At 54.3% G+C, this 26,143-nt stretch carries 24 protein-coding genes; 1 reads left to right on the top strand and 23 read right to left on the bottom strand.

Annotation, left to right across the window (positions count from 1 at the left end; genetic code table 11):
• Positions 1 to 83 precede the first annotated feature (83 nt).
• The 15 genes from D7Z26_RS12820 to hemL form a co-directional block, all read right to left on the bottom strand.
• Positions 84 to 1,229 carry an FtsW/RodA/SpoVE family cell cycle protein gene (locus tag D7Z26_RS12820; RefSeq protein ID WP_120977352.1) on the bottom strand — a complete coding sequence of 382 codons (1,146 nt, stop codon included), beginning with the start codon at positions 1,227 to 1,229 and terminating at the stop codon, positions 84 to 86.
• Positions 1,230 to 1,236: 7 nt separating this feature from the next.
• The gene (gene minD, locus D7Z26_RS12815; RefSeq protein ID WP_120977351.1) at positions 1,237 to 2,031 is read right to left on the bottom strand and encodes a septum site-determining protein MinD; all 795 of its coding nucleotides are present in this window, start codon (positions 2,029 to 2,031) and stop codon (positions 1,237 to 1,239) included.
• A gap of 4 nt (positions 2,032 to 2,035) precedes the next feature.
• Positions 2,036 to 2,698, bottom strand: a complete 663-nt coding sequence (locus tag D7Z26_RS12810) for a septum site-determining protein MinC (protein WP_120977350.1) — start codon at positions 2,696 to 2,698, stop codon at positions 2,036 to 2,038.
• Positions 2,699 to 2,776: 78 nt separating this feature from the next.
• Positions 2,777 to 3,307 carry a rod shape-determining protein MreD gene (mreD, locus tag D7Z26_RS12805; protein WP_120977349.1) on the bottom strand — a complete coding sequence of 177 codons (531 nt, stop codon included), beginning with the start codon at positions 3,305 to 3,307 and terminating at the stop codon, positions 2,777 to 2,779.
• Complete coding sequence (mreC, locus tag D7Z26_RS12800; protein ID WP_233566845.1) at positions 3,304 to 4,173, bottom strand: rod shape-determining protein MreC; 870 nt, start codon at positions 4,171 to 4,173, stop codon at positions 3,304 to 3,306. Before mreC ends, mreD begins: the two co-directional genes overlap by 4 nt.
• Before the next feature lie 39 nt (positions 4,174 to 4,212).
• Positions 4,213 to 5,244: a rod shape-determining protein gene (locus D7Z26_RS12795; protein ID WP_120977348.1), complete on the bottom strand. Its 1,032-nt coding sequence runs from the start codon at positions 5,242 to 5,244 to the stop codon at positions 4,213 to 4,215.
• Between the two features lie 83 nt (positions 5,245 to 5,327).
• The gene (radC, locus tag D7Z26_RS12790) at positions 5,328 to 6,017 is read right to left on the bottom strand and encodes a RadC family protein (protein WP_120977347.1); all 690 of its coding nucleotides are present in this window, start codon (positions 6,015 to 6,017) and stop codon (positions 5,328 to 5,330) included.
• A gap of 55 nt (positions 6,018 to 6,072) precedes the next feature.
• Complete coding sequence (locus D7Z26_RS12785; protein WP_120977346.1) at positions 6,073 to 6,684, bottom strand: Maf family protein; 612 nt, start codon at positions 6,682 to 6,684, stop codon at positions 6,073 to 6,075.
• Between the two features lie 25 nt (positions 6,685 to 6,709).
• A complete protein-coding gene (locus D7Z26_RS12780; RefSeq protein ID WP_120977345.1) occupies positions 6,710 to 6,952 on the bottom strand; it encodes a DUF4321 domain-containing protein in 243 nt (80 codons plus the stop codon).
• A gap of 144 nt (positions 6,953 to 7,096) precedes the next feature.
• The gene (locus tag D7Z26_RS12775; RefSeq protein WP_120977344.1) at positions 7,097 to 8,488 is read right to left on the bottom strand and encodes an SPOR domain-containing protein; all 1,392 of its coding nucleotides are present in this window, start codon (positions 8,486 to 8,488) and stop codon (positions 7,097 to 7,099) included.
• Between the two features lie 161 nt (positions 8,489 to 8,649).
• On the bottom strand, positions 8,650 to 10,032 hold the full coding sequence (murC, locus tag D7Z26_RS12770; protein WP_199731706.1) for a UDP-N-acetylmuramate--L-alanine ligase: 1,383 nt from the start codon (positions 10,030 to 10,032) through the stop codon (positions 8,650 to 8,652).
• Positions 10,033 to 10,039: 7 nt separating this feature from the next.
• Positions 10,040 to 11,443: a bifunctional folylpolyglutamate synthase/dihydrofolate synthase gene (locus tag D7Z26_RS12765; RefSeq protein WP_120977342.1), complete on the bottom strand. Its 1,404-nt coding sequence runs from the start codon at positions 11,441 to 11,443 to the stop codon at positions 10,040 to 10,042.
• Positions 11,440 to 14,106, bottom strand: a complete 2,667-nt coding sequence (locus tag D7Z26_RS12760) for a valine--tRNA ligase (protein WP_120977341.1) — start codon at positions 14,104 to 14,106, stop codon at positions 11,440 to 11,442. The genes D7Z26_RS12765 and D7Z26_RS12760 overlap by 4 nt, the downstream gene beginning before the upstream one ends.
• A 471-nt stretch (positions 14,107 to 14,577) precedes the next feature.
• Positions 14,578 to 15,828: a LysM peptidoglycan-binding domain-containing protein gene (locus D7Z26_RS12755; protein WP_120977340.1), complete on the bottom strand. Its 1,251-nt coding sequence runs from the start codon at positions 15,826 to 15,828 to the stop codon at positions 14,578 to 14,580.
• Positions 15,829 to 16,023: 195 nt separating this feature from the next.
• Positions 16,024 to 17,325 carry a glutamate-1-semialdehyde 2,1-aminomutase gene (gene hemL / locus D7Z26_RS12750; RefSeq protein WP_120977339.1) on the bottom strand — a complete coding sequence of 434 codons (1,302 nt, stop codon included), beginning with the start codon at positions 17,323 to 17,325 and terminating at the stop codon, positions 16,024 to 16,026.
• A 99-nt stretch (positions 17,326 to 17,424) separates the two neighbouring features.
• On the opposite strand from hemL, the gene D7Z26_RS12745 reads away from it, so the two are divergent.
• Positions 17,425 to 18,087 (top strand): Crp/Fnr family transcriptional regulator, encoded by a 663-nt coding sequence (locus tag D7Z26_RS12745; RefSeq protein WP_158602290.1) that lies wholly within the window; start codon positions 17,425 to 17,427, stop codon positions 18,085 to 18,087.
• A 17-nt stretch (positions 18,088 to 18,104) separates the two neighbouring features.
• Here D7Z26_RS12745 and hemB read toward each other — a convergent pair whose 3' ends face one another.
• From hemB to D7Z26_RS12705, 8 genes are all read right to left on the bottom strand, one after another.
• Complete coding sequence (hemB, locus tag D7Z26_RS12740; RefSeq protein WP_120977337.1) at positions 18,105 to 19,094, bottom strand: porphobilinogen synthase; 990 nt, start codon at positions 19,092 to 19,094, stop codon at positions 18,105 to 18,107.
• 6 nt (positions 19,095 to 19,100) lie between these two features.
• Positions 19,101 to 20,651 carry a uroporphyrinogen-III C-methyltransferase gene (cobA, locus tag D7Z26_RS12735; protein ID WP_120977336.1) on the bottom strand — a complete coding sequence of 517 codons (1,551 nt, stop codon included), beginning with the start codon at positions 20,649 to 20,651 and terminating at the stop codon, positions 19,101 to 19,103.
• Positions 20,652 to 20,655: 4 nt separating this feature from the next.
• Positions 20,656 to 21,597: a hydroxymethylbilane synthase gene (gene hemC / locus D7Z26_RS12730; RefSeq protein WP_120977335.1), complete on the bottom strand. Its 942-nt coding sequence runs from the start codon at positions 21,595 to 21,597 to the stop codon at positions 20,656 to 20,658.
• A gap of 6 nt (positions 21,598 to 21,603) precedes the next feature.
• Positions 21,604 to 22,260, bottom strand: a complete 657-nt coding sequence (locus D7Z26_RS12725) for a precorrin-2 dehydrogenase/sirohydrochlorin ferrochelatase family protein (RefSeq protein WP_120977334.1) — start codon at positions 22,258 to 22,260, stop codon at positions 21,604 to 21,606.
• 65 nt (positions 22,261 to 22,325) lie between these two features.
• Positions 22,326 to 23,147 carry a cytochrome c biogenesis protein CcsA gene (gene ccsA, locus D7Z26_RS12720; RefSeq protein ID WP_120977333.1) on the bottom strand — a complete coding sequence of 274 codons (822 nt, stop codon included), beginning with the start codon at positions 23,145 to 23,147 and terminating at the stop codon, positions 22,326 to 22,328.
• 29 nt (positions 23,148 to 23,176) lie between these two features.
• Positions 23,177 to 24,604: a glutamyl-tRNA reductase gene (gene hemA, locus D7Z26_RS12715; protein ID WP_120977332.1), complete on the bottom strand. Its 1,428-nt coding sequence runs from the start codon at positions 24,602 to 24,604 to the stop codon at positions 23,177 to 23,179.
• 212 nt (positions 24,605 to 24,816) lie between these two features.
• The gene (gene speD, locus D7Z26_RS12710; protein WP_120977331.1) at positions 24,817 to 25,218 is read right to left on the bottom strand and encodes an adenosylmethionine decarboxylase; all 402 of its coding nucleotides are present in this window, start codon (positions 25,216 to 25,218) and stop codon (positions 24,817 to 24,819) included.
• Between the two features lie 331 nt (positions 25,219 to 25,549).
• The gene (locus tag D7Z26_RS12705) at positions 25,550 to 26,140 is read right to left on the bottom strand and encodes a non-ribosomal peptide synthetase module (protein ID WP_120977330.1); all 591 of its coding nucleotides are present in this window, start codon (positions 26,138 to 26,140) and stop codon (positions 25,550 to 25,552) included.
• Positions 26,141 to 26,143: the final 3 nt, after the last annotated feature.

The raw sequence follows: 26,143 nt of genomic DNA, 5'->3' as shown, positions 1-26,143 counted from the left end.
ATTTAATACCCATACAGTAGGCATGCCAAAAAGCCAAAAGACCGGGAGCGAGCTCCCGGTCTTTTGGCTTTTTGTCCGACATCTTACGAGTCGATTTCGTATTTCTCTTGATTTCCCCGAATGCTGAAGATGAGACCGATCGACATCATGTTCAAGAGCAGCGAGGTTCCTCCGTAGCTGATGAACGGCAACGTAATTCCCGTTATCGGCATAAGCCCGATCATCATTCCGATGTTCTGGAAGATCTGGAAGATCATCATCGAAGCGATCCCGATAATGATGAAAGAACCTCGCAAGTCATAGCATTGATAAGCGATCAGAATCATTCGGTAGATGAAGAGGAAATACAGCAGCAGCAACACCGCCGCCCCTTGGAAGCCGAACTCCTCGCCCACTACGACGAAGATGGAATCCGAATACGTGTACGGGATAAAACTTCGTTTCTTGGATTCCCCTTGCATATATCCGTCCCCGGCCAATCCGCCCGATCCGATCGCGATCTGCGCGTATTCGGATTGGCGGCGTTCGTCCGCCGAGGCTTGTTCCGGATGAATGTAAGTGTTGATCCTCTCGTACCAATGGATTTTGTGATGATCGCTCAAATATTGGCGAATATCCGCGTTGTACGTATTAAACAAAGAAACGAACAGGATCAACCCGCCGATGACGGCCGACAACCCGATCATGACGTAACTGTACCTTATGTTACCGATCCACAGCATGCCGAGTACGATGAAAATATAGATCATCGCGTTTCCTAGATCCGGCTGGATCATAACGACCACGAACGGTATGATACTCGTTAACGCGACGTAGGAGACATCCGTGCGCATCCGAAGCGGATCGCCTTGGCGCCTGCCCATAATCGCCGCGAGGGCGATGATAAGGAAAATCTTCATCACCTCGGCCGGTTGAAACAACATGCCCCCGGGCAGCTTGAACCAACTATGAGCACCGTTGATCGACGGCGTGAACAAAACGAGTACGAGCATAATTAAACCGATGGCGTACCAGACGTACCAAATTTTCATGATCAAGCGATAATCGATCAACGTCATAATCAAGACGATTACGAAGCCCAGCGCGTAGAACACGAGCGTTTGCTTGTCCAACCCCTGGAATTTCGGATTGTTGTGCGTAGCGCTGCGTAAAAGGATGGTGCTGATTCCCATAAACAGAAAGAGAATCAGGCTCATCATCCAGTCAATTTTCTTTAATCGGTTTAGCAAGCTCCGATCATCCCATTCCCAAGAACTTCTTTACTTTGCGGAACATGCCAGCCTTCTCTTCCAATTGCGACAAAGGTACGGTCTCTCCAAGAATGCGGCGAGCGATGTTGCGATACGCGATCGAAGCTCGCGAGTTCGCGTTCATCACCGTCGGCTCGCCGGAGTTCGCGGCTTTGATGACCAACTCGTCGTCGGGAACGATTCCGATCAGATCGATCGCGAGCACTTGGCAAATATCTTCGATCTCCAGCATGTCGCCGCTTCGCATCATATTAGGACGAATTCGATTGATGATAAGTTTCGGAGAAGGGAAGTTACTTTTTTCCAGCAGTCCGATCACGCGGTCGGCGTCGCGCACGGCGGCGTTCTCCGGCGTCGTGACGACGATCGCCTGCGAAGCTCCCGCGATCGCATTGCGGAAACCTTGCTCGATTCCCGCGGGGCAATCGATAATAATATAGTCGAAATCCGGCTTCAAGCTTTCGATAATCTGACGCACTTGATCCGGAGAAATATCGTTTTTATCTTTCGTCTGCGCGGCAGGCAGCATGTATAGCTCGTCGAAGCGTTTGTCCTTGATCAACGCTTGATTCACCCTGCAGCGCCCTTCGGCAACGTCGATCAGGTCGTAGACGATCCGGTTCTCCAACCCCATGACGACGTCCAGGTTACGCAAGCCGATATCGGTGTCTACCATGCAGACTTTTTTCCCCATCATCGCAAGTGCCGTGCCCAAATTCGCGGACGTTGTCGTTTTGCCGACGCCGCCCTTCCCCGAGGTCACTACGATCGCTTCTCCCATGCTTCTACACTCCTTTGAACTGCATGACTTCCTTGCGTTGACGGCTGAGGCTGGTCATCTTGTCGATGGCCATCGTTCCGTCGCGTAAAAACGCATACTCCATCCAAGGCTCCGCCGACGTCCATTCGTCCGGCGGACGGCTGATGATCTCGGCGATACGCAGTTGAGTGGGCTTCATCAAGGACGCCGCGATGATTGCGTCGACGTCCCCATCGATACCCGCGTGCACGGCTCCTCTCAAGGCGCCCAAAATATAAACGTCCCCGGTGCATCTAATCGTGCCGCCAGGATTGACGTCCCCGAGCAACAGCAAGTGTCCGCTATACTCCAATGTCTGTCCGGATCTTACGATTCCGGTCATCGTATGGAGGCTAGTGCCCGGAATCTCAACCGGATCTGCCGCTGGTGGATCGCTTTCTATCGATTGGATAAGCAGATTTCCTTGGCGTCGAAGAATCGCGCGAATGCGCTCCTTGTCTTCTTCTTCAAGATGCCTCGCGCCTAACTTAATAAAAATATGAACGATTGGACCGGTGAATTGTTGCACGTGTTTGTCCAATTTGGCGTTAAGCTCGTCAAGCAAGTCTACGAATTCGCATTGGTCGTCCAGCAGAAAGACGAGCCCTTCTTTCGTTCCTTTGATCGTTACGTACGTTTTGCCGGTCACTTGTGTTCCGCTCCTCCCTACGGGTAATGAAATTCTGCCTTGAAGAGCCGAATTCCTGCCTAGCGCGTTTTTCAACGCTTATTCCGGGCTGTCTTCCGCCGAAGAAAGCGAAAGCTTAACAAGATATCGGCGAATCGGAACATAAAAGAGGAGCGCGATCAATAACTGGAGCAACGCCGTAGGAGCGATCTGCCAATAGAATACTTGCGCGTATTGAAGATCGGTCAAACGGAACAGCTTGTAAATAAAGTAGACGATCGAATCTAGCATTAATCCGCTAACGAGCGCGACCCAGGAGAAAAAACCGATCGTAAAGCTTTTCCGTTCGGCAAGGAGCCCCGCCAGATAACCGATCAAGCCCATACCGAAGCCGTAAGGACCGATTAAGTGGCCGTAAGCCAGCGAATCTTGAAGCAATCCGAAGCCGAGTCCGAACATAAAGGCGACATGCCTCCCTCCGAAGCCGGCAACGAAGAGCGTCAGAATAAAGCATAGATGCGGAAGCAACCGCTCGCTCCATTGCGGAGGAACGAGCCACGGTACGATGGAATTTTCGAGCACGAGAAGGATAATCGCGCAGAGGATTACCCAATTGATTCGTATCTTCACTGCCCTTCCTCCTCGGGAGGAACGACTACGAACACCTCTCTCAGATGGTCGAACTTAGTTGCGGGCGTAATAATCGCCGTATAGGTCAGACCGAAATCGCCGACTTGGCTGCTCTTGACGGTTCCGATCAGGATGCCTTTCGGGAATAAGCTTCCAAGCCCGGAAGTAATGACTTGTTCTCCATCCGCGGGTTTGTCGTGCTCGTCGATCTTGGTCATTTGCAATGCGCCGGTTTCATCATCGTATTCTATAATTCCGAATGAATCGGGGTGCCCTAGGAAAGTAGCGGATACCGGCGTTCCTTTAGAGGAGGTTGGATCCAAATCCGTAATAAGCGTAACCGTGGAAGTAAAGGTTTTGACTTTGCTGACCAAGCCGACAAGTCCTTCTACCGTACGAATGGCCATATCGGGTTTGACGCCGTCGCGCGAGCCTAAGTTGATCGTAACCGTCTTCTCGTAAGGATTGGACGTACTCCCGATGACTTGGGCGATCAGATAACGATAGTTATCCATGTTTTTCTGCCGTTCCGTAAAATTCAAATCCTTTTTCAACTGCTTATTGTCAGCTTCAAGCAAGTTGAACTTGATCTGATCCTGCGTGTATTGCGCCACCGTGCGACGCAGCTGCTCGTTTTCCTTATACACGTCGGAAAGCCGGCCGAGGTCGCGGATGAAATCCGCGACTGCTCCGACCGGCCGGTACAAAGTTCCTTGCGCAGTCCCGAAGGCGTCATTGAGGAATTTTTCCGGCCAAGTCAAGCGATTCCGGCCTAAGGAGAATCCCATGAGGGCGATAAATAAAATCAACCCGACCATGAGGATAAACAAACGCTTATTGCGCATGAAACGAAAAATCTCGCCCACCTGCTTTCCCATCCTAGACTCATAGCCGATTCGAAATAGTTAGCGGCTGGATCGGGAAGCTCCGCCTTTGGACTTGAACAGATGAATGTTCTCGAGCGCCCTGCCCGTTCCGATGGCCACGCAATCCAGCGGATTCTCGGCGACGAGAACAGGCATGCCCGTCTCGCGGGTAAGCATCTTGTCCAGATTGCGGAGCAATGCCCCTCCGCCCGTTAAGACGATGCCGCGGTCCATGATGTCCGCGGACAATTCCGGCGGGCACTTCTCCAGCGTTACTTTCACGGCGTCGATAATCGAATTCACGGTATCGGACAGCGCTTCGGTAATTTCGTCGGAAGTGATCGCCAGAGTTTTGGGCAATCCAGATACGAGATCGCGGCCGCGAATTTCGATCGATTCCACTTTATCGAGCGGCATCGCGGAGCCAATCTCCATCTTGAGCTGCTCGGAAGTTCTCTCGCCGATCATAAGATTGTATAACCGCTTAATATACGCGATGATCGCGTCATCCATCTCGTCGCCCGCGATGCGGATCGATTTGCTCGTCACGATGCCCCCGAGGGAGATGACCGCGACTTCCGTCGTGCCGCCGCCGATGTCGACGACCATGCTGCCGGTCGGCTCCCATACGGGCAAGTCCGCGCCGATCGCGGCCGCGAACGGCTCTTCGATAATATAGGCTTCGCGCGCTCCGGCTTGCTTCGTCGCGTCTTCTACGGCGCGTTTCTCGACGGCCGTGATGCCTGACGGGACGCATACCATGACGTTAGGGTGACGGGCGAAAATGGCGCGCGGCTTCTGAGCGCGGCGAATGAAGTACTTGATCATTGTTGCCGTCGTTTCGAAATCCGCGATGACTCCGTCCTTCATCGGCCGGATGGCGACGATGTTGCCCGGCGTCCGTCCGATCATTTTTTTCGCGTCGGAACCGACTGCTTCGATTTTTTTTGTATCGGTACGCAGGGCTACCACTGACGGTTCCCTGACTACGATTCCTTTGCCCTTAATGTAAACTAGCGTGTTCGCGGTGCCCAGATCGATACCTAGATCGCGTGTAAATCCTCCTACCATTCTGCTACCTCCTGCTTTGACCGCGACCGTTATGTTGAGGCCTGGATGGCGCTTCGGTCGTCGGGACAATCCATATTATTATATTACAAGCAACCCATCTCCTTCAAACTAATAAAGCGATTGTCACCGATTACCAAATGATCGAGAAGTTCGATTCCGATCAATTTTCCGGCTTCTCCCAATCGCTTCGTGAGCTGAACGTCTTCCGGGCTTGGCGTTGGATCGCCGCTCGGATGATTGTGGGCGCAAAGAATAGAAGCGCTGCTCCGCCTGATCGCCGCCCGGAATACTTCCCTCGGGTGCACGATCGAAGCGTTCAAGCTTCCGATAGACAAAGTTTGACGGCCGACGACCTGATTTTTCGAATTCATGAATAAACAGACGAAATGCTCTTCCTTGTGATGCCTTAGATCCTCCATGAGAAGATCCGCCGCATCCTGCGGGCATGAGATTTTCGCCATTTCGGGCAAATTGGATCTCGCTACCCTGCGACCAAGTTCAATCGACGCTTGCAACTGCAACGCTTTGGCCGGACCGATTCCGTGAATATGCGTAAGCTCTTCCCATTTGCTCTCCGCCAATTTCCTTAAGCCTCCGCATTCGTTCAGAATGCGCTGGGCCAGATGGACGGCAGACTCGCGGGACGATCCCGTGCGAAGGAGAATCGCCAGCAATTCGGCATGGCTTAGCGACTCCGGGCCATACTGCTGCATTCTCTCCCGCGGTCTTTCCTCGGACGGAAGCTCCCGCAAACGAAACGAACGTTGCTCCATATCGTCGACCTACCTTATCAACGTGCCGCGTCGGCCGCGGAATTGGCTTGGACGTTCAAGGAACCGTAATGCCGAATTGCTCCAACTGGACAGCGAGAAGGGAAACCGGCAAACCTACGACGTTAAAGTAACAGCCTTCGATCGAATCGACGAGCAGCGAGCCGACTTCTTGGATTCCATAAGCTCCTGCCTTGTCCATCGGCTCACCCGTTGCGATATAACGGGAGATTTGCTCGTCGGATAAGTTTCTCATCGTCACTTCGGTGATCCGATGAGCGGTCGAAGTTCGTCCGTCGGACAATCGCGCGCACGTTACTCCCGTGTATACTTGGTGAGTTCGTCCGGCCAGCTCCCGCAGCATCCGAAAGGCATCCTGCTCATCCGTAGGTTTTCCCATAACTTTACTATTCAACACAACGATCGTATCGCTGCCTACGACGATGGAAGATCGATCCCCCGTAAGTTCGAGTTCCGCCTGTACGGCAAGGGCTTTACGAAGGGAGAGGCCTTCGACGATTCCCGCCGGAGACCAGTCGTCCGGAGTGTTTTCGTCGACGTTGCTCGGGATGATCCGGACCGGCAAGCCCAATAAAGCGATAAGCTCCTGCCTGCGAGGAGAAGCGGAAGCGAGCACTAACGTATGACTATCGAAATCGGCGTTAACCATGAGATTGCGAATCTTCCTTTCGAAACTACGTTTTACGGTATAACCAGATGGCGACGATCGCGCCTATGATGCTCAGCAAGCTGAAGTGAATGTTCAGCACCAAGCTGTACTTGATGACAGCCAAATCCGCGGCCGGAGACCAATTGACCTCTATCGTTCGAGTCAAGAAAACCAGGCTCGGGACCTCGCGAAGCCAATTGGCGACCAATGAACCCGCCAATAACCCCAAGAAAACGAACAAAAGCAAAATCCACCCGTTTTTCTTCATATTTCCCCGTCTCCCACCATTTTTTGACACCCGTCTACTTATTATACGTTTCCCGGACAAGCATCACAACGTATAAAACAAAGACAGCCCCTACGATGCAGGCCGTCCCCTTCGAAAGTCCCGATATACGGTTGCTGGCGCGAATTATCCGACTCCGGGACTTTGCAGAATGGAGCGCAGGCGATGATCCGCGAGAAGAGCTTTCATCGTTTCCGTCTGCGCGCTCCAGAGCCCGGCGCGGGAAGGTTTGCTTTGATATGCGTCCATGTGATCCATCGCCGACGTCAGAGCTTGAATGACGGTTTTCCCTTCCGTTCGGGCATCCCCCTGCAACTGATCCGCCGCGTCGATCGCGTTTCTCCACTCGCGTTCCGACTTCCGGAGAACCGCGAAATCCGCATCCTTCAGCTTCTGCGGAGAGGAATCCCGCAAGGCAAGCTCCGAGTATTGGACAAGCTTGCGGGTGAAATCGGCGCTCGCGTTCATGAATAACGCGCCTTGCGCGGATAACCGCTCCGAAGCGACTTTTATCGCTTCTCCTCCAAATGCTTTAATATACACATCCGTATCGGGTAGCTGCGCCGCTATCGATTCCGCTTCGCTCTTCGACCTCGCAGCGGCGGCGTATACGCGATATCCGTCCGAAGAGTCCGCTGCCGATGCGAGCCCCTTATCCTCCAGTTGCTTCACGGCCGTTAACATGCTGTCTTTCGTATGAAATACGCCATATTGCAGCATGTAATAGACGTTCGAATCGAGTTGGAACGTAGATCCTTCGGTTTGCGCTCCGACGGGCCGGGTTTTCTCCTTCGTCCCTGGCGCCTGCAGGGTTGCTTCGGCCGCCGCGGAGGATTCGGCTCCGATTGCTTGGTTCGCCTGCGATTTAGCCTTATTCGATATAGATGAAGCCGGAACTTCCGATTTCCCGGGAAACATCGGCTCGCCCGTAAACAAGCTCAGTACTAAGTAACCGAATAAGGCTCCAGTCGCCACGGCTGCCGCAACGGAGAGAAACACTCTTCCCCAAGAAGGGTTTCTCTCTCGACCGTCATGTTCTCGGGAGTAACGATCCGCCTCACTCGGCTCGGAATGCCTATTCATTTGCTCGTCCTTGCCGTAAATATACCGTGACCATAACCCTGCATCAGGTTCGATCTCCTCAAGATCGATGTGCGGCAACTGCGGCGTACCCGCGGAAATCGATCTTTTATCGACGGGGGAAGCTTCTTTCGGCACGACCGTCAAGTATGGCTCGTAGGAGGCGCCTTTGGATCCCGTCTTGCGAATGATCTCTTCCAACGCATGAATATCGTCTTGGTAGGGGCTATTCCATGCCGTATAATCGCGTTCGCCATGGACGCCCTCCGATTTCGACGAAGGGCGATCGCTAGATTCGGCAGACCGTTCCGGCAACGACGCTAACGGAAAAGATTCCGTCACAAGTTCAGAAATCGTATTCTCGTGCGGAATGTTCGTCGGATTCTCTTTCGGCTTCGACGGTTCGAACCGAAAGGTCATTCTAGCTTTGGATTGCATGCTGCCTCTCCCCTTGTCCCACACTCTAGTAACTTAGAATATGAGAGAAGAGAGAGAAATATGATCGCGCGCCCCGTCTTAAAACGAACTATAATTGCGCAAAAAAGCCGCCGAAATTCCGGCGGCTTCCATTGCTTCATGGCATTAACTTGAGATGACGGCTATTCCCTCTCGCGCAAAATGCGGGAAAGCTCGACGGCCGTTTTCCATATATCGCCCGCGCCCATCGTTAGTACCAGGTCACCCGGAGCGACTTTATGCGCGAGAATATCCAGCACTTCTTCCTTTGTCGGAATGTGGGCTACGTTGGAATTGCTGTTCTGGGAAATCAGCTCTACCAGCTTCCGCGAGTTGATCCCTTCGATCCTCTGTTCTCCGGCCGGAGAGTAAATATCCGTAATGATCACTTCGTCGGCGTCCGCGAATGCCCGGCTGAACGCATCCAATAAGAAATACGTACGCGTATAGCGTTGCGGCTGGAATACGGCGATAATCCGCTTCCCAGTCGTCTTGGCGGCTTGTATCGTAGCTTGGATTTCCGTAGGGTGATGGGCATAATCGTCGATGACCAGCATGTCCTTCACTTCGCCAAGCACCTGGAAACGGCGTTTGGCCCCGCGGAATTCCCGAATCGCAACGGCGATCTCGGCGAAAGGAACTCCCGCTTCGAGGCACGCGATAATCGTCGCCATAGCATTATATACGTTGTGTCGGCCCGGCACCGATAACGTAACCGAACCGAGAACTTGATCCCGATGATTAACGGTAAAGGTCGCGCAACGATCCCCAAGCTCGATGTCGGTCGCGCGGTACTCCGCGTCGTCGGCGTCGATGCCGAAAGTAAGGATTGTCCGGCCTTCGACTTGAGGAAGCAATTCGCGAATGTTGTCGTCGTCCGCGCAGACGATCGCGCAGCCGTCCGGCTTAATATTCTGAAGGAAAGATACGTAAGCTTGCTTTAATTTATTAAAGTCGCCGTCGTAATTTTCCAAATGATCGGCTTCGATGTTCGTCACGACGCCCATGGAGGATTCGTATTGAAGGAACGAACCGTCGCTCTCGTCGGCTTCCGCCACGACGAAGCGGCCTTTGCCGGCCTTCGCGTTCGTGCCGACGTTAACGATCTCCCCGCCGATAATATACGTCGGGTCTTGCCCGCAAGTCTCCATGACCAGGGCGATCATCGACGAGGTCGTCGTTTTGCCGTGCGCTCCCGCAACCGCGATTCCGCTGCGGGCGTTAAGAAGACGTGCCAGCATTTGCGCCCGATGCAGGATCGGAATATTCAGATGCTCCGCTTCCTGACGTTCGACGTTGTCTTTGGGCAACGCCGTTGAATAAACCACAAGATCAGCACCCCGGACTTGCTCGGGTTCGTGACCGATATAGATTTTTGCTCCTTTGGCAGCCAGTTTGTCGATCAATTCCTGGCGCGCCACGTCGGAACCGGATACTTGGTAGCCCATCTCCAGCATGACCCGGGCGATGGCGCTCATGCCATAGCCTCCGATACCGATAAAATGCACATGCTCAGCGGTCCGCAACAACGCTTCACCAGCCTTTTTCAGATTTCGTTCCATCGAGCAACCACGAACGGACGTCGGCGATCAAATACAAAGTGCCGGTAATCACGTTAAGCGTGTCTTCGTCCTCCGGCGATGCCGCATCCGCTTCTTGCAGAAGTTCTAGCGCACGCCGCCAATTCGGCTCAACGATGATATTCCGCGGCCGTCCGAGTTCCTCGCGCAATCGATTCGCGACAACGGCCAGATCGGCAGCGTTCATTTTTTTATGAAAATCGGGTTCCGTGATCACAAGCGTATCCACCATTGGTAGTATATGCCGCAAGGAATGCTCATGATTCTTATTCGGCATCATCGCCATCATCACATTTAAACGATCGAACTTATATACGTCCTTCAACGCATTGCTCAAAGCTTCCATGCCTTCCGGATTATGGGCTCCGTCGATCAGTACGCGAGGGTTCTCGGACACCATTTCCAGCCGGCCGGGCCACTTCGCGTTACGAAGACCTATTACAAGATCCTCGTCCTCGACGATCAACGCGTAATATTGCCGCAGCACTTCCAAAGTCATGATCGCCGTTGCGGCATTCTCTAATTGATGCGCCCCGTTCAACGTTACCGTTAACGATTGTAAGGCACGGAAAGGTCCTTGAAAAGAGAACTTTTGCTCATTTTCCGCGACGGACAACGTTTCGAACGAGAAGGCGTCGCCTAGTCGGTAAACCGTCGACTGACAGGACCGCGCCGTGTCCTTGATAATCTCGATCGTCTCCGGCTGCTTCACCGCGGTAATAACGGGAACTCCCGCTTTAATGATCCCCGCTTTCTCGCGGGCGATGTCGGCGATCGTAGGACCGAGAATGTCCATATGATCGTGGCCGACGTTCGTGATGACGCTGACGACCGGCGTGACGATGTTCGTTACGTCCAATCTACCGCCAAGACCCGTCTCCCATACAACGTAATCCGGATACGCGACCGTCCCGTAATAGAGCAGAGCCAGCGCCGTGGTCACTTCGAAGATCGTCGGAGAACCCCACTCCGTTAAGGCCATCTTCTCTGCTTCGGGTTTCAGGACATTAACCAGGCGCACGAGAATCTCGTCCTCGATATCTTGCCCGTTATATTGCAAACGATTGGAAAAAGAGGTTAAGTACGGCGAAGTAAACGTTCCAACGTCGTACCCGCTCTGTCTGATCACGCTCGTCAAGTATGCGCACACCGAACCTTTGCCGTTCGTCCCGGCAACATGGATGAACTTAAGCCTCCGCTGCGGATTGCCTAACGTCTCCATCAGCCGGGTAATCCGTTCCAGACCGGGACGAATTCCGAAAGAAGTAAGGCTCATAATCCAAGCTAAAGCTTCCTCCGCCGTACGGAAGGAATCGACGCGGGAACTGCCCTCATTCATGCCTAATTCCTCCGTCATCCTTGAAGCTCCGCGATTCTTGCCAGCACTTTGTCCCGCTTGTCGCGATAATCTTGGCCTTTCGCCCGCTCTTGTTCGACGACGTGGGCAGGCGCTTTGGCGATGTAGCCTTCATTGGACAGCTTTTTCTCCACGCGCTCCACTTCGGAATTCAAGTTGTCGACTTCCTTCGTCAACCGAGCGATCTCTTGGCTAATATCGATAAGGCCGGCCAATGGGAAGAATAGCTCGGCTCCCGTAATGACCGCCGACATCGCCTTGTCCGGAGCGGTCAGCTCCCGATCCAGCGTATACGAAGAAGTGTTGCAGAAGCGCTGAACGTAAATTTCGTTGCGCAGGAAAATAGCCTCTTCCGCCGTTCCCGTCGGTTTGAGCCAAAGCTCGATTTTCTTGCCCGGAGACACGTTTACTTCCGCACGCACGTTGCGCACGGCGCGGATCGCTTCCATGAGCAGTTCCATTTCCTTCAACGAAGCCGCCGCTTCGAAATCGGCGCGATATTCCGGCCAAGCCGCCAACATAATCGTTTCGCCCGGCTCGTGCGGCAGATGCTGCCAAATTTCCTCGGACAAATACGGCATGAACGGATGCAGCAAACGAAGCGTGCGGTCCAGCACGTAAGCGAGCACGGACTGGGTGCTCCGTTTCGCCGCCGGATCTTCTCCGTAAAGCGTAAGCTTCGAGAACTCGATGTACCAGTCGCAAAGGTCGTCCCAGATGAAGTTATAGAGCAGCCGTCCGGTTTCCCCGAACTCGTAGCCTTCCATCAGACGGGTAATGTCCCTCGCGGTTTCATTGAAGCGGTGAAGAATCCAACGGTCGGCGGTCGAGAGATCGCCCGTCAGATCGATCTGATCGTACGTAAAGCCTTCCAAGTTCATAAGCGCGAAGCGCGATGCGTTCCAGATCTTGTTCGCGAAGTTGCGAGCCTGCTCCACTTTCTCGAACCGGAATCGCAAATCCTGCCCCGGCGTGCTGCCGGTCGAGATCATAAAGCGCATCGCGTCCGCGCCGTATTGATCGATTACGTCGAGCGGATCGACGCCGTTCCCCAGCGACTTGGACATCTTGCGACCGTCCGCGTCGCGGACGAGGCCATGCATCAGCACATCCTTAAACGGAATGAGATCCGTGAATTCGAGCGCGGTGAATATCATCCGGGCGACCCAGAAATAAATGATGTCGTAACCGGTGACCAGAACGCTCGTAGGATAGTAGTTTTTCAGGTCTTCGCTATCATCCGGCCAGCCCAACGTGGAGAACGGCCAGAGCGCGGAGCTGAACCACGTATCGAGCACGTCGTTGTCTTGTTTCCACGGAGAATCCGCCAGATCCGCGCCTTCCGGCGCTTCCATTCCGACGTAGATTTCTCCCGTCGTCTCGTGATGCCAGGCCGGAATCCGGTGTCCCCACCAGAGTTGACGCGAAATACACCAATCGCGGACGTTCTCGATCCAATTCAAATAGATTTTCTCGAACCGATCCGGCACGAAATTAACGCCCTTGCCGGACTTCTGCGAATCGATCGCTTTCTCGGCGAGGGGCTTCATGTTCACGAACCACTGCGTGGACAAATACGGCTCGACTACGGCGCCGGAACGCTCGCTGTGGCCGACCTGGTGAACATGATCCTCGATTTGGATGCAGATGCCTTGCTCCTGCATGTCTTTAACGATCGCCTTGCGGCAATCGGAACGATCCAAGCCTTCGTAAGGACCGGCATGCTCGTTCATCCGGCCGCCTTCGTCCATGACCGTAATTTGTGGAAGGCCGTGGCGCGCCCCCACTTCGAAGTCGTTCGGATCGTGGGCGGGCGTAATCTTGACCGCGCCGCTGCCGAACTCCTTCTCTACGTAGTCGTCGGCGATAATCGGAATTTCCCGGTTTACGATCGGGAGCAGGATCATCTTGCCGATCAAATCCTTATAACGCTCGTCTTCCGGGTGTACCGCGACGGCCGTATCGCCCAGCATCGTCTCCGGACGCGTTGTGGCGACCGTTATATGCCCGCTGCCGTCAGCCAGCGGATATCGAAGATGATACAGATGTCCGTTAACCTCTTTATATTCGACCTCGATATCCGACAGGGCGGTACGGGCAGCGGGATCCCAGTTGATGATCCGCTTGCCTCGATAAATCAAGCCCTTGTCGTACAGGCGCACGAATACTTCGCGCACGGCTTTGTTCAACCCTTCGTCCAACGTGAAGCGCTCGCGGGAATAATCCAAGCTCAGCCCCATTTTCGCCCATTGGTTGCGAATGTTGTTCGCGTACAGTTCCTTCCAATCCCATACTTTCTCCAGGAAGGCTTCGCGGCCCAGATCATAGCGGCTCTTTCCTTCTTCGCGCAGCTTCTGTTCAACCTTCGTCTGCGTTGCGATGCCCGCATGGTCGGTACCCGGAAGCCATAACGCGTCGAAGCCTTGCATGCGCTTGAACCGGATCAAAATATCCTGCAACGTAAAATCAAGGGCATGGCCGATATGAAGCATTCCCGTTACGTTCGGCGGCGGGATGACGATCGTATATTTCGGTGCGTCGGGACGACGTCCCGCTTGGAAATACCCTTCCCGTAACCATATTTCATACCATTTGCGCTCGGCGCTAGTCGGGTCGTAAGTCGTCGGCATTTCAACGTTAGACCGTTGCTCTAATTCGGACATGAGTGACACTACCTCCAAAAGACATGAATTGAGATATGCAAGGTTCGGCTTCCTGCTTGCGGGCAACTCTCGCAATGGGCCATAAAAACGCAAAAACCTCCCGTCGCAAAGGACGAAAGGTAAACTTCCGTGGTACCACCTTCGTTCCGTCAGGAAACTTGCTCCTATACGGCACTCGCTGCGAAATAACGGTTGCGACCGTCCCGCTTTACTCCGACGTCCCGATGCGGACGGCCTTCATGCGAGAAACTCCAGGGCGACTGTAGCAGACGGATTGTCCGCGGAACCTCTCAGCGCTGCGTGCAGCGGCTCCGCTCTCTGATGGTCTGACTGCTTACTCTTCCCTATCCATGTTGATGCTTTTTATTTTACCCTTGCGCCGTTATAGAGTCAATACGGGCACGCTCGGATGCGCAAACCGGGCCCGTTCCTCTCGCGGACGAGAGAAACGGGCCCAGTCCAAACGTTGAATCAAGGAATGTACAGCACTTGCCCTTCGGACAAATACGGTTCGTGGAGCCTATTGTACAACTGCAGCTCCCTCGGTTGAACGTTATACCTGTTGGCGATCAGATCGAGCGTCTCCTCGCGCTGAACGATGCACATCCTTACCTTTCGGAACGATTGCGCCTGCACGCCGTTATTCAAGAACAACCGCGTCCATTCCAATTCGTCTCCCGAGTTCTGCGCGTCGTTCTTCGCGGCTTGCGCCCTTTCCTCCGCTTGCGCCGCCTCTTGAATTCTCAGTTCGGCTTCACGTTTGGCGCCTTTCTCTCCGAGCTGCGACAGCAATCCGACGCCGAATTGCTGAGGCGCGGCGGATTGTTGAGGTGCAACGGATTCGAGCGGCTTGCCCCCTAGCGCAACCCGCAAATCCGGCTTTTCTTCCGATTGCTGGTCCCCTTGACCATAGGAAGCTAGCGGAGGCTCCGCGTTTGCGTAATTCGATAGCGGTTCCCCTTCGGATAATCGTCGTTCCGTGACGTCTCCCCATTGGGAGGAGACGTCCGGCGGGACTTCCGACACGGCTTGCGCGACTGACTCTTCCGGTTGGCGATCGGTCTCCCTTGGCTCCTCCGAATTCTGGAACATGGACAACCAACCGTTATCCTTCGCCGAGTCGTCGAACGATGGAAGGGGATCCAGTTGTAGGCTCTCCTCGTCCTCCCTTTCTTGCACGGCTAACTCCCCGACATCTAATTCCGCTGGCATGCCGCTCGCATAAGGCGTATACGCAAACGATTGTTCATCGCCGTTCACATATCGTGATTGAGGCTGAGCTGGCGGCGATGGTTCATCCTGTCCTACCTGATGCACGACCGTAAAGCTGTCGTCTCTCCAGATCGGACTTTGGGAAGCCTGGGATTGAAGCCCCCTGAGCGCCAACACCCCCGTTACGTTCAACGATCGTGTCGACAGCAGATCGACGTCGAAATTGTCGATTTCCACGGCTAGCTCGGCTACGCTGTTAATTCGGTTCAGCGGCAACGAAATCTCGACCGGGATCCAATGTTCCAGTTGGGAAGCCTCGGCGGAATCCTGCGACCGGTACACTCCCGTCAGCAACAAATGACCGCGCAATAACACTTGATCGTCCTGAGGAAGCGCCTGCATATGGGGCACCAACTCGATTTCTTCCAGCTCATCGATTGCGGCTACATCGTCCGGCAGATGCACGCGTTCATAAATATCGAAGCGAAGCCCGTTTAACTGGTCCGTCACGACGAAGTCCTCCTTTCGGCATAAGCGCCCGGACTTTCGGTCCGGGCCTTTACAATACCCTAATTATCTATATGCCGGGGATAGGCGAGCATGCCTGAAAAAGACAAACAACCCTCCCCGAAGTTAGAGGACCGCAAGAAAAAAAGACCGCCCGAAAGGTCGATGACCTTAGGGACAGCCCTACGAATGCCGTTTTTAGAGTTTCGATAATGCCGATCTGTGCGCCTCGATCGTCATGTCGATGTCGGCCTCGCTGTGAACGATGGAGACGAACCAACCTTCGAAGGACGAAGGAGCGATATTCACGCCGTTATCGAGCAGCCTGCGGAATACGGTGCGGAAACGCTCCGTGTTCGCGGTCTTGGCGACATCGTAATTGATGACGTGCTTATCCGTGAAGAACGGACATACCATCGAGCCGACGCGGTTGATCGTCATCGGAATTCCCGTCTCGGCCGCGTTGCGTTCAAGACCGGCTTGGAGCCGAGCCGACAATCTCTCCAACAGCTGGTACGCGGATTCGTTCATCAACTTTAACGTGGAATAACCGGCCGCCATCGCCAGCGGATTGCCCGATAACGTACCTGCCTGATAGATAGGTCCTACCGGAGCCATGTGCTCCATAATTTCTCTTTTGCCGCCGTAAGCTCCTACGGGAAGTCCGCCGCCGATCACTTTGCCCAAGCAAGTCAAATCCGGCGTGACGCCGTATAAACCTTGCGCGCAGTTCAAGTGAACCCGGAAACCGGTCATGACCTCGTCGAAAATAAGCAAGCTTCCGTATTGGGAAGTCACTTCCCTCAGTCCGGACAGAAACCCGGGTAACGGCGGAACGACGCCCATGTTGCCGGCAATCGGTTCGACGATAATCGCCGCGATCTCTTCCCCGTAGCGCTCGAAAGCCAGCTTGACGGAAGCCAGGTCATTATAAGGAACCGTAAGCGTATGGGAAGCCACGCTCTCCGGAACGCCGGGGCTGTCCGGCAATCCGAGCGTAGCGACGCCGGAACCCGCTTTAATGAGCAGACTGTCCGCATGGCCGTGATAAGAGCCCTCGAACTTAAGAATCTTGCTTCGTTTCGTATAACCGCGGGCAAGCCGCAGCGCGCTCATCGTCGCCTCGGTCCCGGAATTGACCATGCGCACGATTTCGACGGACGGCACTCGTTCGCACACAAGCTCGGCCATCAGGGTCTCAAGCTCGGTCGGCGCTCCGAAACTCGTCCCTTTTTCGGCGGTCCGCTTGATCGCTTCAACGACCTCGGGGTGCGCATGACCAGCGATAAGAGGGCCCCAGCTCAGCACGTAATCGATGTACGTCTGGCCGTCGATATCGGTAATCCGGCTGCCTTCGCCGCGTTCGATAACCAAAGGCGTAAGCCCGACCGATTTGAAAGCCCGAACCGGGCTATTGACGCCGCCCGGAATGACGCGCTTCGCGCGTTCGAAAGCGGATTTGGACTTGGAATCCGTGCGGATTCGATGATTTTCGCTCATTTTCGTCACGTCCTACTATCAGAATTGGAAAAGGCTATGGTAAACTTGTTGGGACTCGCAATCGTTATAACCATTCCTTGTGGAGCAGGAGAGATACGGATGATCGAATGGCTTAAGAAGGTGTCGCTCTTCGACAACCTTAACGACGAACAATTGGAGCACATCCTTAGAATATCCCACAGGCGCACATTACCGCAGGGGACGACTCTCTTCTACGAAAAAGAGGCAGGTTCGACCTTCTACGTCGTCCTGTCCGGTTCTATCAAGCTGTTTACGAAGAGCCATGCGGGAGAAGAGAAAGTTCTCTCCCTCGTCAACGCCGGCGAAAGCTTCGGAGAGTTATCGTTGCTCGACGGACTGCCGCGTTCCGCGTCCGCTCAAACGCTGGAATCGACGACCGTGCTCGAACTTTCCTCCGAGCAATTCATGGGACTTTTGCAAGATCATTTCGATATTACGCGCGGCATCTTGGCCGAATTATGCCGCAGGCTTCGGGCGACGAACGATCACGTTAACGATCTGACTTTCCTGGATGGGCGTACCCGCGTCCTCAAGAACCTGATCGCTCTGGCCAACAAGAACGGCAAGCGCGACGGGAACCTCATTTCCATCCCGATGTCCCTCAATTACGACGAGCTTGCCCAGATGGCCGGCGTTAGCAAAGCGATTCTCTCCGAGGTCATCCGGGAATTGGAATCGCGCGGCGTCCTTCAGTTCGGCATTAACGAGTATAAGCTGAATTTGGCGAAGCTTCGAGGCTAGGCCGTCTTCGACCGAACTTACTTTTCCTGCAACCAGCGCGCGGCGTCCTTGGCGTGATACGTAATAATCAAATCCGCACCCGCGCGCTTCATGCCGATTAACGTCTCCAGCACGATCGCCCGCTCGTCGATCCACCCTTGCATCGCCGCCGCTTTGACCATGCTGTATTCCGCGCTCACGTTGTATGCCACGATGGGCAAATCATAACGATCCCTCAGCATCCTGACCACGTCCAGGTAAGCCAATGCAGGCTTAACCATAAGGAAATCCGCGCCCTCTTCCACGTCCGTCTGAGCTTCCCTTAACGCCTCGCGCGCGTTCGCGGGGTCCATTTGATACGTTTTGCGGTCTCCGAATTGCGGAGTGGAATGCGCCGCTTCCCGGAAAGGTCCGTAATAAGCGGACGAAAATTTCACGGAATAAGACATAATCGGCGTATTCTCGAAGCCGGCCTCGTCCAATCCTTGGCGGATCGCCGCCACGAAGCCGTCCATCATGTTCGACGGAGCGATGATGTCCGCGCCCGCTCTCGCTTGCGATACCGCCGTCTTCGCTAGCAATTGCAGAGATTCGTCGTTGACGATGTCCGCTCCGCATTCCGAAGTGTGAACCACACCGCAATGCCCGTGATCGGTGAATTGGCACAAGCAAGTGTCCGCGACGACGACAAGTTCGGGATACAAGGTCTTAATCTTGCGGATCGCGCGCTGAACGATTCCGTTATCCTCGAAAGCGGAGGAACCGATCGCGTCTTTATGTTCCGGCACGCCAAAAATCAGCACCGATTGAATGCCGAGTCCGACGATTTCCGCCAGTTCTTGTTCCATCGTATCCAGCGACCAATGATAGACGCCGGGCATGGATGCCATTTCTTCCTTGATCCCTTCGCCTTCCATGACGAAAATAGGCATGATGAAGTCGTTAACCCCGATACTCGTTTCCCGTACCATATTGCGCAAACCTGCCGAGTTTCTTAATCTGCGATGTCTGACCAACGGATATGACATAACTACTCATTCCCCTTTCGTATCGCGCCGTCTGTCGACAAGCGCTTCGACTAACCCATCTATCGTGTACCGTTCAGGAACGACCGTAACCTTCAAACCGTTTTCTTCGGCGGTCTTGGCTGTCACCGGACCTATGCATGCGATTTCGATTCCGCTCAACGCATCGGCCGGGTTGCTTATCCCAAGCCTTCGCAACGCTTCGAGCAGATTGACGACCGTGGACGAGCTCGTGAACGTAATGACATGGATTTCCCCGTTCGCGAGCATTTCCGGCAACCAGGGATCCCTAGGAGCGGATAACGCCGTTTCGTAGACGTCGATCTCGACCGTCCTCACGCCGCGTTCCTTTAATTCCTTCGGCAATATTTCCCGTGCCAGGTCTCCCCTAGGAAGCAGCGCTAGCTGTCCCGGCTCGATCAGTCCGTCCAAGCTGTCGAGCAAGCTTTCCGCGCGGAAGCTCTCCGGCAGAAGATCGGCTCGAACGCCTCGTGCGGCCAGCGCTTCCGCGGTCTTCGGTCCGACGGCGGCGAATTTAGCACGACTGAACTTGCGAATGTCCACCCCGTGCTTGTTCAACCATTCATAGAAGTAATCGACGCCGTTCACGCTCGTCAAAATAACCCAATCGTATTCTGCCGCTTGCCCTAAAGCAGACTCGATCGCTCGCAGCTTTTCATCCGAAGTAGGAATTCGCGTCTCGATAACCGGAAACTCGTAGGTTTCCCCGCCAAGCTCGTCGAGCTTGGCAAGCAACTCGCTCGCTTGCGAACGGGCGCGAGTAACGAGAATTCGTCGACCGAACAAGGGCTTATCCTCGATCCAAGCCAGCGTTTCCCGTTGCCGTACGACTTCTCCGACCACGATAACGGCCGGAGGCTTCAAGCCTGCTTCCTTCACTTTGACGTCGATATCCCGAAGCGTGCCGACGACAGTCCTTTGTTCCGCTCTCGTCCCCCATTGAATGAGCGCGACGGGAGTTTCCGGAGATCTGCCGTGCTTGATCAGTTGATCGCTGATGTAGGCGATTTTGGCTACGCCCATCAAGAAGACGAGCGTCCCCGTCGCGTTCGTTACTTTATCCCAATAAATCGTATGTTCGAGCTTATCCGGGCTCTCGTGTCCCGTGATGATCGAGAAGGAAGAAGCCAAATCCCGGTGCGTCACGGGTATGCCCGCGTAAGCCGGAACCGCGATCGCCGAAGTGATGCCGGGAACGATCTCGTAGGGAATGCCGTTCTTCCGCAACAATTCGGCCTCTTCGCCGACGCGGCCGAACACCGTCGGATCCCCGCCCTTCAACCGGATTACGGTCTTTCCTTGCAAAGCCAAGTCGACGAGCAGCCGGTTAATTTCCTCCTGCTTCATCGTATGCCTGTCCGGAAGTTTTCCCACGTATATCCGTTCGGCGTCCGGCCTCGCTTGATTCAGCAACTGCGGCCCGGCCAGCCGATCGAACACGACGACGTCCGAGCGCTTCAGCGCTTCGAGACCCCGAACCGTAATGAGCTTGGGATCTCCCGGTCCTGCCCCGACCAAATAAACTTTCCCCTTGTTCATCGGGTTATTCCCTCGCTTCCGCCAGAATATCGTCCGCGCCGCGGCGAAGCAATGCTTCCGCCACGCTTGAACCGACTTCCGACGAATCCGTCCCGGATACGGATTCCTTAAGCATTCGGCTTCCATCCGGGGAGGCTACCATGCCGTGAAGCACGATCGTGCCATCTATCCGCTCATCCGACTCCAACGCCGCATATGCTCCGATAGGCACTTGGCAACCGCCGTTGAGCAGCCCGAGCAAACGACGTTCGGCGGCTACCGTTCGCTCCGTACGCTTATCGTTCAGAAGGGCCAGCAGCGCCATGACTTCCGTATTATCGCCGCGGCATTCGATGGCCAGCGCGCCTTGCCCTACGGCAGGCAAGCAAATGACCGGATCGAGATATTCCGTAATCCGATCCTTCCAGCCCATTCGGTGCAAGCCCGCTGCCGCGAGGAGAATCGCGTCGAAGCCCTCTTCCTCGAGCTTGCGCAAGCGGGTATCGATATTCCCGCGGATCGATTCGATCTGCAGGTCCGGCCGATGAGCCTTCAACTGGGCGGAGCGACGCAAGCTGCTCGTCCCGATCTTCGCGCCCTGCGGCAGCTCGGCCAGGCTAAGTCCATTGCGGCTGATAATACAATCCCGGGGATCTTCCCGCTCCGGCACGGCCCCGATTACGAGACCTTCCGGCAGTTCGAAAGGCATATCCTTCATGCTATGAATGGCCAAGTCGATCTCGCCGTTCAATAGCGCTTCCTCGATTTCTTTCACGAACAATCCTTTGCCGCCGACCTTGGACAAGGTCACGTCGAGAATCCGGTCGCCGCGGGTAACGATCGGCTTGACCTCGAACGTATAGTCTAGTTGTTCCCTCGCCGACAATTCCTTCAGCTTCTGGACGGTTTGGTTCGTCTGCGTAAGCGCAAGCGCGCTCTGTCTCGACCCTACGATAATATTGCGCATATGTATCTATCCCTTCCGGTCATGTGCTCGTTGCCGCAATCGTTCGATCAGTTGCGCCTTATCCTGGCGAAGCCAGGGAGAATAACGCCATTCCTCCAGCGCGTCGTCGGATACGGCCGCCCGGAGCAGCTCCCGCCGTTCCTCCGAATTTCCGACCTCCGCTTTGACGATCGCGCGGATCGCCTTCAAAGCCTGAGTGCTCTCATTGTATTCCGGACCGTATTTGACGGCAAGTTCCGAGATAATTCGCGCCGACAACGCCGGTCCCGTCCCGGACGCGCTTGCGGTCAATACGAGATCTCCCCGACGTAATACGGCGGGAACGATAAAGTCCCCGCACTCTCCGTCGTCGGCAATATTCGCAGGAACTCCTAATTCCCTAGCCGTCTCCGCTAACCTGCGATTCACGGCCCGATTATCGGTCGCCGCGAATAGGAGAGTCGCTCCGAAGACGTCGCTATCCTCGGCTTCGCGCTCGATCCAACGCACGCGGCCCTCTGAGACCCACTGCTTCATTACGCGTGTTAGCGTCGGACTCACGACCCGTACGTCCGCACCCGCATCCAACAATCCTTGCGTCTTGCGTTCGGCAACCGCTCCGCCGCCGAAGACGACGCATACGCGCCCTTCGAGGTTAAGCATCACCGGATACCATTGCGACATTGGCGAACGCTCCTCCCACGGATGCTAGTCCATGTTCTCGATGCGAAACGAGAAAAGAAATCTAGTTATACCAATTGGTGAAAAGAAGACAACGAATTCGCGAAGAAACCGGCGATCAGCAAAGCGTATCCGAGCAAATTCCATCGGACGACTTTCGAATTATCGTCTCGGGAAGCCAACCTGCGAATTAAGTAAACGATATAGGCCGCTCCCGCCGCGAACGACAGCAGCACCTTCTCGTCTAGCAAATGCATCGGTTCGCCGTCGATAAGCAAGGCCGCGGCCCCCGTCGACAAAGACAGCAACAACAGCGGAACGCCTATCAAGCCCGCCCGGTAAGCGTACTGATCGATCCATTCCAGGCTCGGCATGCGGCTCATGACATGCGACCATTTCTTCGCCTTCAGCCGACGGTGGAGGAAGAGATACATGAGCCCCAGAACGGCCGTAACCGTCAAAATGGCGAACGAGACGGTAATGAGTCCGACGTGCACGAGCAGCAAACGCCTAGCTACTTCCCAGGGTTGAAGTACCGCGTCATGCTTCGGCCTCTCGATCAAGTTCGAAGCGAGCACGGCGAATCCGACGACGTTAACGAGCAAGACGAGTAATTCCGCGCGCATGATCCGATTGAGAATAAATGACGCGGAAACGAGCAACCAGGAGACGAAAAACAAATAATCCCTAAGCGTTAGCGTAGGCACTGAAAATCGATCGAACAGGAGCGCCATCAGAAAAGCTCCCTGCAGCACCCAAACAAAAACAAGCAGCCCTGTTCCGACTTTTCTCGCTTTCCGATTGCCGGAAGCGGCATCGGATACGAAAAAAAGCAAGCTCAGGGCATAAATATAAAGAACGGCATCGGTTAACCAATCTTGAGTTACCATCGGGGCAGCGCCTCCAGATTCCCTGGCGATTATCGAAGCGCGCCAGCCAGTTGAGACAGCAATTTGTCGATGTCCAAGACGGAGCCCGTAGCGGTTGCAGCGGCGGTTGCCGTGCCGGATGAAGATGCACCCGCATGCGACGCTTTTTTGGCTTTCTCTTCGGACTTTTCTTCCGCCCTTACGCGATCGACTTCGTCTTCGAGCGCGAACAGTTGGACGAACAATTTCATGGCTTCGTCTCCGCGCTTCTCGACGGCCGCTTCTTTAATGTGCAAGATCGGATCGTGAATAATCTGGTTCACGATGCTTTTCGTCAGCTTGCGAATGACTTTGACTTGCCTGTCGTCCAGCTCCGGAAGCTTGCGAAGCAAGCTATCGAGCGTCGTCTCCTGGATGCCGGCGGCTTTCTCCTGAAGAGCGCGGATGAGCGGGCTGACCCCTAAAGTCGCATACCATTGCTGATAAGCTTCCTGCTCGAGATCGATCATCTCTTCGATGATCGCGGCCTCCTTGCGACGCTTGGCCATATTCGTTTCGACGATGCCTTCCAGGTCGTCGATATCGTAGAGGTACACATTCGGCAAATCCCCGCAAGCCGGATCGATGTCGCGAGGCACCGCGATATCGATCAAGAACAAAGGTTTTTTCTTGCGGCCGGCCATTGCCGCTTCGATATGTTCGCGAGTAACCACGAAGCCGTTGGCTCCCGTGCTGCTGATCACGATGTCGACGTCCTTCAGTCGCCCTATGGCGGCGTCTAGCGTCATGGCCGTGCCTTCGAACTTCACGGCCAACTCTTCCGCCTTTTCCACCGTACGATTTACAACGAATACTTCCTTGGCGCCGTTAGCGTGAAGGTGCTGCGCCGTAAGCTCGCTCATCTTGCCGGCGCCGACGATCATGACCTTCTTGTCGTCGAAACGTCCGAAAATGCGTTTACCGAGTTCTACCGCGGCGTAGCTTACCGATACGGCGCTCTCTCCGACCGATGTCTCGGAATGCGCGCGTTTGGCTAGCGTGATCGCTTGTTTGAATAAACGATTGAACAACGTACCGGTTGCTTGCTGCTCTTGAGCGAGCAAGAATGCATCTTTGACTTGCCCGAGAATTTGCGTTTCTCCGATTATCATCGAATCCAAGCCGCTGGCGACCCGGAACAGATGCTCTACCGCACGATCGTCCTCGTACATGTAGATATGGGAGTTAAACTCCTTACGCGGGATCTTGAACCATTGCTCCATAAAGGCGCGGATATAATGTCCGCAAAGCTGAAGCCTGTCCACGACCGCATAGATTTCCGTCCGGTTACAGGTCGCCACGATCACACCCTCGAGAAAGCCCGTCGTTTGCTTCAACCCCTGAAGGGCGAGCGGCATCTCCTGTTCGGACAACGCAAAGCGTTCCCTCATTTCGACGGGAGCCGTGCGATAATTCAATCCGACTACGATTAGATGCATGGGTTTTCACCTGACTTTCTGCTTGGGAGTAAGGATGATCCTGTTTATCAACGATTATTATAACATAGTTGGACAGCCTCTTAGCCCTCAAATATGAAAACTTTATGAAAACGGACGCGCCGCTTTTTTCCTATTGTCGTCTTTTTGCCCCATTCGTATTCTATGCATAAGAAAAAGCCATGAGGTATGCTCCTCATGGCTTCGAGTATCGATTATTTAACGAGTTCGGCTTGTTGGATCGTCGGTTCGACGACTTGCAATTCGCCGAGTCCGCGGATTAATTTCTTCGCGTAAGTTTTCTCCGGTTTGATCACTCCGACGAGATAGTCAATTGCAGCTTGCGGATCCACGGTCTCGCCACAAGTATAGCAGTCGATCGCGGCAAAACCTTTTTCAGGATACGTGTGAATGGAGATGTGGCTCTCCGAAAGCAAGACCAGTACGGTAGCTCCTTGAGGTTCGAATTGTTTCGCTTGAACCGAGAGTACCGTTGCGCCGCATGCTTCGGCCGCTTCCACCATGTGCGATTGGAGAAGTTCCGCACTGTTCAGAATATCGATGTTTCCTCCCCATGTGTCAACCGCAACGTGTCGTCCGAAAGTCGAGTATTCCATCTTCCGGTTCCCCCTTCCTAGGAATAAAATGTGAAAATGATTTCATCCGCTAGGACCTACGTCATTCACTTGGAGGGAATTTGCTCTCACCGCATTCCTTGAGTGAATCCTGGTTCCTATTGTATTGAGTTGTCAACGAAACTAAAAATAACATCTATCCGGGGTAAATGCAACAGTTTTTTTTAGGGTTTTTACGCATGCGGCAACCCCCTGTTTTTCCGCGCCCCGTCAGGGGTTTGCGATTTCGTACACGGTCGCCTCGGCATTGCAAAACAATAGAAAAAAGAGCCTGAAAACGGCTCTTTTTGCGATGTCGAAACGTTGATAATGCCTATGCTTCCAACGTGAACAATAAACGGCTATGATACTTCAATCTCTGGTCGATTTCGCCGATTAGCCTCGGCTCCTTCGTCTGATTGCGCATGTCGAGCAACTCGTTGACGGAACCGTGCAGCCGGCTAATTTCTTCCTCGACCGAATACGAATTAAACTGGGATTCCAATCTGCCTAGCGTGTCGCAATGTTCGTACACGGTCCGCAATTGGGCATCTTTGCTTTCGACGATCCGCGCGACGCTTCCTTGAATATAATGGTACACCATCGTAAATCCGCAATAAATCCGATTGACGACCGCGTCTCCTTTGAACGATGAAACCAGCGTGCGCAAAACATTCGTCAGTTTGGGCTGCACGACCCTGCAAGTTAACATGCAGTGATACTGCCCGTTCGTTCTCTCGAAGCTAAGACGAATCGTTTCGCCGCCCGCTTCTTCCTGCAATACGACCTCTTGATTGCCGTTATCCATTACGAAAACTTGCAGTCGAAGCTGCTGGACCTCGCACATGGAAATCAGTCTCGGCATTTCGGCTTCCGTCAGTGTCAGGCTGGTATTGACATACTCCGTGGCTACCCGTTGAGCCATAAA

It is taken from the genome of Cohnella endophytica, assembly GCF_003628305.1.
Lineage (GTDB): Bacteria > Bacillota > Bacilli > Paenibacillales > Paenibacillaceae > Cohnella > Cohnella endophytica.
Note: the sequence above shows the minus strand (reverse complement) of the source record. Positions and strands in the feature narration are given on the sequence as shown.